Source organism: Methanobrevibacter sp., assembly GCF_045126245.1.
Classification (GTDB): domain Archaea; phylum Methanobacteriota; class Methanobacteria; order Methanobacteriales; family Methanobacteriaceae; genus Methanocatella.
In genome coordinates this window covers 1-7,914 of record NZ_JBGVOG010000023.1, presented here as the reverse complement: position 1 = coordinate 7,914, position 7,914 = coordinate 1, and the positions used below count along the sequence as shown (strand labels likewise).

7 protein-coding genes are annotated in these 7,914 nt (G+C 36.9%); 4 read left to right on the top strand and 3 right to left on the bottom strand.

All coding sequences use genetic code 11. The features are described 5' to 3' along the window. Together ACJMLZ_RS01790 and ACJMLZ_RS01785 are read right to left on the bottom strand one after the other, a co-directional pair. Window positions 1–479: mRNA surveillance protein pelota (locus ACJMLZ_RS01790; protein ID WP_405303670.1), on the bottom strand; the 479-nt coding region annotated here is incomplete at its 3' end. A gap of 160 nt (window positions 480–639) precedes the next feature. Next, a complete protein-coding gene (locus ACJMLZ_RS01785; RefSeq protein ID WP_405303669.1) occupies window positions 640–1,167 on the bottom strand; it encodes a hypothetical protein in 528 nt (175 codons plus the stop codon). A gap of 389 nt (window positions 1,168–1,556) precedes the next feature. Here ACJMLZ_RS01785 and ACJMLZ_RS01780 point away from each other — a divergent pair, with 389 nt between their 5' ends. From ACJMLZ_RS01780 to ACJMLZ_RS01765, 4 genes are all read left to right on the top strand, one after another. Next, on the top strand, window positions 1,557–2,867 hold the full coding sequence (locus tag ACJMLZ_RS01780) for a prephenate dehydrogenase (RefSeq protein ID WP_405303668.1): 1,311 nt from the start codon (window positions 1,557–1,559) through the stop codon (window positions 2,865–2,867). Between the two features lie 318 nt (window positions 2,868–3,185). Further along, the gene (locus ACJMLZ_RS01775) at window positions 3,186–5,387 is read left to right on the top strand and encodes a CDC48 family AAA ATPase (protein WP_405303667.1); all 2,202 of its coding nucleotides are present in this window, start codon (window positions 3,186–3,188) and stop codon (window positions 5,385–5,387) included. Window positions 5,388–5,643: 256 nt separating this feature from the next. Further along, window positions 5,644–6,702 (top strand): hypothetical protein, encoded by a 1,059-nt coding sequence (locus ACJMLZ_RS01770; RefSeq protein ID WP_405303666.1) that lies wholly within the window; start codon window positions 5,644–5,646, stop codon window positions 6,700–6,702. Window positions 6,703–6,836: 134 nt separating this feature from the next. Next, window positions 6,837–7,670: a methanogenesis marker 8 protein gene (locus ACJMLZ_RS01765; RefSeq protein ID WP_405303665.1), complete on the top strand. Its 834-nt coding sequence runs from the start codon at window positions 6,837–6,839 to the stop codon at window positions 7,668–7,670. Here ACJMLZ_RS01765 and ACJMLZ_RS01760 read toward each other — a convergent pair. After that, the coding region (locus ACJMLZ_RS01760; protein ID WP_405303664.1) for a hypothetical protein at window positions 7,663–7,914 on the bottom strand (252 nt) is incomplete at its 5' end. The genes ACJMLZ_RS01765 and ACJMLZ_RS01760 overlap by 8 nt on opposite strands.

Genomic DNA, 7,914 nt, shown 5'->3' with positions numbered 1-7,914 from the left:
TAATATTCAATGCCGAATTGTCTCATCAAACCTAGTGTTGCGGTATCATCCTCCAGAACCACAATTATTGCAGACAATTTCTTTGAAGCATCAATAGCCTGATTAAGTCTTTTAATTGCCCATTTTGGCCATTTTTCTTTTTTGATTGTGATTGGTGTGTTGAGTTTTACCTCAAGGGTATGGTGGGATCCCAATGGAATCAGGTCTTCAGGACCTCTTGTGATAATGCCTGTCAATCTTAATTTTCCTGTGAATAAATGAAAACTGATATTTTCAATATCCAAACCCAAATAAAAAGTTTTTTTGACACCCCTATCGCTTCTTAGCTTATCGCCTGTGTTGTCCTGAATACGGCGAGTGGTTTTAGAGGATGCGTTATCTCCAACTTCAACGATATGGGACAAATGCCATAAATCGTCCAACGTTTCGGGAACTACTTCAATTATTCCCTCCTTTGTATTCTGGTTTATGATTTTCATGATTTCACTTTCTGAATATAATTAATAATATTAAGAAAAATACTATTAAAATATTTGTAAAAATAGCCGGTTGGCTCGGCAAATTATAATTCAAGCAAAAGTCTTGAAATTTTAAAAAAAAATAGGAGCTGTTAAAGTTAATTAACAGCCATATGCTTATTTATATTTCTTTATATGTGTCAGCTACACTTTTCAATACCGCTAAATCATCACCTTCTATTGTGATAAGTTCAGATCCGGTATGTTTAGTTAAAATGTATCCTGAAAATGTAAAGTTCAAATCAAGGTCTTCAAACAATTGTACTTTAACACCATTGATGTTGATAATATTCCAATCCTTATATGTGCCTTCGGATTTTGCACCGTCGGATACCCAGTTATCAATAAATTCATTAACATCACTTACAAGGGAATCTCCCTTTGCAGTTGTAACTGATATAGATACGTTTTTACCTGATTCCTCAGTCCATTCGATATCATAAACCTTTTCTTCGAAACCGTTATCTGTGTTGGTGTCATTTGTGAAATTTGCGTTTTCCGGCAAATCCAATGTAAATCCGTCGAAAGTGTAGGTAGCGTTGTTTACTCCCCCGCCTAAAAAGTCAAAAAGCCCTGCGCTAACAACACTCATGCAACTGAATACTGCTAAAACGACAATTGCCAAAGCCAATATTTTTTTGATATCCATTTTTTATCACCGTTTCCTTAAATCCCCATTTTATAAAAAAATATAGGTTTAATTGAATATGTGATGTCAATTGTGTTTATATTTCATGACTTTTCACAAATATGCCAATATTTGGAATTCATAAAACAAAACCTAATCAACACATGATTTATAATTTGTATACAATTAAATATATATGTTACTAGATTGTTGAGCAAAATAATGAAATCACTGTCTTTTCAACAGTGAATTAGAAAGTTTATACAAGAATATATAATCCAAAGCAAAAATTTATGTGAACATCCAACAAAATTCACAAGTTTTAGCTAAACATTACATTAAATATCAATTGGACATGAACCCCCATCCAATCACAATAATTTTTATAGGGCCATGACCAAAAAATAGTATTGATTGAAATGAATGTTGGAATAATTGGTGGTAGTGACGGTTTGGGAAAAACCCTCGTTTACTACTTCAGAGATGAATTTGATGTATATATAAGCGGAAGAGATCACATTAAAGGCAGAGCCGTTGCTGATGAAGCCGATGTGAACTATATAGAATCAAACGCTGGACTTGCAAACATTAGTGACATCCTGGTAGTTTCAGTCCCTATACAGCATACTGAAGATGTAATCCGTGAAGTGGCGCCATTCATGAAAGATGGAAGCCTTATGGTGGATGTGACTTCCGTTAAGGAAGGGCCCTCCAAAACAATGGCTGAAGTGCTGCCCGAAAGCGTAGAATTTATTCCAACACACCCCGTTTTTGGTCCGAGAACAACAGACCTGAACAACCAGGTGATTGTTCTGACAGCCGACAAGAAGGGCAAATGGTATGATAAAGTTTATAGATATCTCGAAAGCAAGAATATGAGAATCATTGAAACTTCGGCTGAAAAGCATGATTTTATGATGAGCATAGTGCAGGTTTTAACCCATTTCTCATTTATTTCAACCGCTTCGGCCATTGAGAAACTGAAAGTGAACATTTCAGAAACCGAAGACTATGAAAGTCCAATTTACAATCTGATGATTGATATGATTGCCCGTATCGTATCGCAAAATCCATATCTGACATACAACATCCAATCCCGGAACACCAACGGAGATACCATCAGAAATACCTTTGCAGAAGCTGTCAATGAGCTGAGAGACGTTATCAATAATGAGGACAGCGACAAGTTTGTTGAAATAGCCATCAATGCAACAAAGAATATGGGCGACATCAAAAACGCATTGGGAAGAAGTGACAAAGCCATAAGAGCCCTGAATTACGAATATACATATCTTAATAAAATGATCGGCCACGAAGTCGGGCTGAAGCATATCTATTCGGGCAAGATCCATGTTGGAATCCTTGAAAAAGTTGACGGCAAAACCGCAATCTTAAGAAACGGAAATAAAACCAAGAAACTGCGTATAGCAAACATCAGAATTTTGCTTGAAAATGAGCTTTATGAATGGAAAGTCAAGAATCTGGACAAGAAAACAGCATCCATCAGCTGCGCATTTCCTAAAAACGTTGACGTTGAAACAATCAAAAGGACTGTGCTTGACATGTACAACATCATAGAAATAGATCTTATTGACGCTTACAACGGCCCGCAGATTGATGAAAACTCAATAAGTTTGACATTTGAAGTTGTTGCGCTGTCAAAAGAAGCCATTGAAAATGTGAAAAAATTGTTCACAGGCTTCGGGGGAATCATCAGATAATTGTTTTATTTAATACGAACAAATATTAAAATACCTAAAAGTAATTAAAATTTTATTTTAAATATAACCATTCACCAATAATTTTTTTTTAAAAATCAGAATTTTAAAACTAATAGAATTGAAAATATTATATAATTAGTATTTTTATAAAAAATAAAGTAAAATAAAAAGAGAAATTTTTAAATTTTTGACCGAAAGCTTTATATAGTACATCAAACTATGTTATATTGTCAAAGATTAATAAACTTACAAAAAGTTACAAAAAGATTTTTGACAGTTACAATTATTTACTCACAGCCATCCAAAGGAGATGATAACATGGCAGAAAATGAAATTACATTAAAAGTTGCAGAAGCGATTTCTCAAAAGGATGTTGGTCAAGGCGTTGCAAGACTTGATCCAAACGTCATGGATGATTTAGGCATTAACGAAAGGGATTTAATCGAAATCATCGGAGAAAAAAGGACTGCAGCTATCGCTCTTCCTTCACAAACCGATATTGGTCTTGGAGTCATAAGGATTGATGGGTTAGTTCGTAAAAATTCAGGAGCAACAATCGGTGGAGAAGTTACAATTAAAAAGACCAAAGCAACCGAAGCCAAAAAAGTTGTTTTGGCACCTATTGAAAATAACATCCGCGTGCAAGGTGACGTCCGCGGTTTATTCGCCGGAAAAGTAATGGTGCAAGGAGACATCATAGGATCACAAATCAGGGCTCCAAGGCCAAGCATGAGCATGGGCTTCAATAGCCTGTTCGATGAATTGATGGACTTCACACCTGCAATGAAAGAAATCAAATTTGCAGTTGTGTCAACCAGTCCGAAGGATATCGTTATGGTTGGTCCTAATACCGAAGTGCAGCTCCACGAAAGTCCTGTTGACGTAAGCAAAATCGAAGGTGTCGGAAACCTTGTCGATGTAAGCTACGAGGACATTGGCGGACTTAAGGATGAAGTTAAAAAAGTAAGGGAAATGATTGAGATTCCTCTTAAAAGGCCGGAACTCTTTGAAAAATTAGGTATTGCACCTCCAAAAGGAGTTTTGATGCACGGCCCTCCTGGAACCGGTAAGACATTGCTTGCAAAGGCGGTTGCCAGTGAAAGTGATGCTCATTTCATTGCAATTAACGGACCTGAAATCATGAGCAAATATGTCGGTGGATCCGAAGAGAACCTAAGAGAATACTTCGAGGAAGCAGAGGAAAACTCACCTTCAATCATATTCATAGATGAACTTGATGCAATCGCTCCAAAAAGGGAAGAAACCAATGGTGAAGTTGAAAGAAGAACCGTTGCTCAACTTTTAACTTTAATGGATGGTCTTAAATCCAGAGGACAAGTGGTTGTTATCGGTGCAACCAACAGACCTGATTCACTTGATCCTGCATTGAGAAGACCTGGAAGATTTGACCGTGAAATCGAAATTGGAGTGCCTGACACAGAAGAGAGAAAAGAGGTTCTTGAAATCCATACAAGAAACATGCCTCTTGCAGAAGACGTTGACCTTGACAAAATCGCAAATACAACTCACGGTTTTGTCGGAGCGGACCTTGAATCATTATGTAAGGAAGCCGCAATGAGAGTAGTCAGAAGAATCCTTCCAAAAATACAAAATGATGAAGAGATTCCCGAAGAGGTGATGAAAGAGATTATCGTTACAGGAGACGATTTCAAATCAGCGCAAAAGGAAATTCAACCTTCAGCATTAAGGGAGGTGCTTGTCCAAATCCCTGACATCAAATGGGATGACGTCGGCGGTCTTGAAGACGTGAAACAGGAACTTAAAGAAGCAGTGGAATGGCCTTTAAAACATCCTGAAACATTCCAACGCTTAGGAATAAGACCTCCTAAAGGAACATTGCTTTATGGAATTCCTGGAACCGGTAAGACATTGCTTGCAAAAGCTGTAGCAAGCGAAAGTGAAGCCAACTTCATTTCCGTAAAAGGCCCGGAGCTTCTATCAAAATGGGTTGGCGAGTCCGAGAAAGGTGTCCGTGAAGTATTCAGAAAAGCTAAACAGGCGGCTCCTACCGTGATCTTTTTCGATGAAATCGATGCGATAGCAAGTGCCCGCAGCGGCAGCGACGCAGACAGCGGAGTCACAAAAAGAGTCGTTAATCAATTACTGACTGAAATGGATGGTCTCGAAGAGCTGGAAGATGTTGCAATTATCGCTGCAACCAACAGACCTGACATTTTAGATGCCGGATTAATGAGACCGGGCAGATTTGACAGACACATTCAAGTAAAAGAACCTGATGAGGAAGCAAGACTTTCCATCTTTGAAGTGCACACAAAAGACATGCCTCTTGCAAAAGATGTCAACCTCAAAAAACTAGCCAAAAACACTGAAGGATATGTCGGAGCAGACATTGAAGCAGTATGCCGTGAAGCAGCAATGCTCACATTAAGAAACGATCTGGAATCAGAAGAAATCCCATATAAATACTTCAAAGAAGCAATTGAGAAAGTCAAACCTGGAAACACACCCCAGGATGAACAGTTAGTTCAATACATGTAGGAAGAAAAAACCCAATTTTCTTCCTTTTCCTCCTATTTATTATTTTTACAAACTTTCTAACCATATTCAGTGGGAAGAACAGACCCTTCCCACACAACCTCCAAAAACAACTATTTTTTAATTAAAGTTTAATTAACTTTTATTTAAAGTTATAACCTGCTATAATCTTATTTTAAGGTATTTTAAGATGTAAGTGGGCACTTACATTCGAAAAAGCTTATATATGCTCTTGAATAATGTAATATTAGGTGATAACATGAAAAAAATATTATTGTCATTATTATTCTTATTAATCATATCTTGCGGAATTGGGTCCGTTTGTGCATCCAGTGACATAACAAATGCAGACCACGGCATTGTACAAAATGATACCCCAAGCATGATTGGAAATTCAACTGTAGACAACATTACATTAAATACTACTGCAAGTCAAATCAGCACTCCAGACAACATTGCTTGCCAAAATGATGGAAACAACACTGTAGCAGATACAAATACTACCAACAACACTACAAAAATTCCTAAATTAGATATCAAAGGTCCTAAAGTTAACAAGGATCCTCAGAACATCAAAGCTCCAAAAGTACAACTTAAATTCAAATCTATGGATGGCGCTGTAAACTATTACAATAGAATATTCCAAAAACTGCCACACGGCAATTGTGATGATATGTACGAAAAATTTGATGTGGCCAGCAGATTACTTTTAACCATCTATAAAGACTTCGATGAAAAGGATACAAAAAAGATCGCATTAGGGGTATTTGCAAAAAATAACATCAGCATGACTGCAGAGGACATTAACTTTTGTTTCGATGGAGTATTCGGAAGAGATAACAGCTATAGGTACGAAAATAACGGATACTTTTATGGTTATAAAGGTTATGGATTCATCGATTTCTTTAACAAGTATTTTGACCAAAGAAAACTCATAGAATCCGATAAAATTGTGCTCAGCCCTAGCGTTTATGACAAATATAATAATTATTTCAGAAGCGACGAATATCCTGACATCTATAAACTTATCCTATACGTCTATAAAGACAACAGCAAAGAAATGACAGAAAAAATCGTTACCAAAATATATAATGATTATTTTTATAATGAACTAGGCTATTTGCATGAAACAAGTGACATTTCAAAAATGATGGAAGAAATGAGCAACGGAAACCTGGGAGGAGCCTACTATAAAGCAATTATCTATATTGAGGTATCCAAACTACCGCTACCAGCTAAAATAATTGCCGGTCCAGCACTTGGTTTTGTCTACGGATATGCTGAGTTAATGAGTTTCCTATTACATCCTTCCTATTAGACTTAAAATAATTCCACACCACCCTAATTATTGGGAGCTTATGCTCCCACCCCCACTTATTTTTTCTAATTTTTCGAAATAATTTCTGAATGAAACCAAACAATATATAAACAAATATATGCAAATATTCAATTATGAGTGAACATATTATTGAAGCATTAGGATTAAGCAAGATCACCATAAAAGACGGCAAAGTCGTTGACGTAACCGAACCCGAAGTCGAATACTGTCCCCTTTTTGATCACCACAGGGGAATCAAAAAACTCACCAAAGAGGCAATAGCTGAAAACATCCAATTCAGAATTGATGACTTTGGAATGTGCACAGCCAATCGCCAATTGAGAATGAAGGATTTTTTAAGCTTTGGAATTTCTGAAATCATGTGCACCCTACTTGAAAAACATGAAATTGACAGTGTAGTGATGGTTCTGGAAGGCTGCGGAACAGTTATCGTCACGGAACCCGAACTTGTTCAGGGAATCGGGGGAAGGGTTTCAGGCCTTGTAAAAACCAGCCCGATACCGGAATTAGTTCCTGAAATTGGTGAAGAAAATGTTTTAAATCCTGAAACTGCAGAAATTGATCAAATTGAAGGAATAAAATTGGCAATCGGACAGGGTTATAAGAATATCGCGGTTACAATAGCGCTTGCCGGCGATGCATTAAAAATAAACGAAATTAAAGAAGAATATCCCGATGTAAACATTTACGTTTTTGTAGTCCATACAACAAAAACCAGTGCAGAGGATGCAAAAATATTATTCAATTCATGTGATGTTGCAACCGCATGCGCATCAAAATATATTCGTGAGATTGGGGAAAAAGAAAGCATAAAAGCAGTTGGCCAGTCAATACCTATCTATGCAAAAACCGAAGACGGAAAAAGATTTTTGGAATTGAGACTGGAAAAGATTGGTGGGGAAAAACCTAAAAAGGACAATCCTGACCTGCCTTACCCGCTCATCTAATTTTATTTGGCAAAATATTATCTGCAGAAGTCATGAAATTATTGAAAGGCTGCGCTACATAAATAATGAACGGAAGCCTATAGCGAACGGAGTATTTAGGATTGTATCCAAAAATGTTGATGTATTCCTTTAAGTCATCACGTTCTCTTTTCATGGCTAATGCCACATAATACAGGGCTCTTGTATCATCAATAGCTCTGTGGAAGTTGACTTTTTCAATATTATAATGCTCAACGGCATCAAT

What these genes read in the sequence shown, in the direction of transcription:
- ACJMLZ_RS01785 (WP_405303669.1), bottom strand. Translation starts at nt 1,167, where the DNA reads ATGGATATCAAAAAAATATTGGCTTTGGCAATTGTCGTTTTAGCAGTA.
- ACJMLZ_RS01775 (WP_405303667.1), top strand. Translation starts at nt 3,186, where the DNA reads ATGGCAGAAAATGAAATTACATTAAAAGTTGCAGAAGCGATTTCTCAA.
- ACJMLZ_RS01770 (WP_405303666.1), top strand. Translation starts at nt 5,644, where the DNA reads ATGAAAAAAATATTATTGTCATTATTATTCTTATTAATCATATCTTGC.
- ACJMLZ_RS01765 (WP_405303665.1), top strand. Translation starts at nt 6,837, where the DNA reads ATGAGTGAACATATTATTGAAGCATTAGGATTAAGCAAGATCACCATA.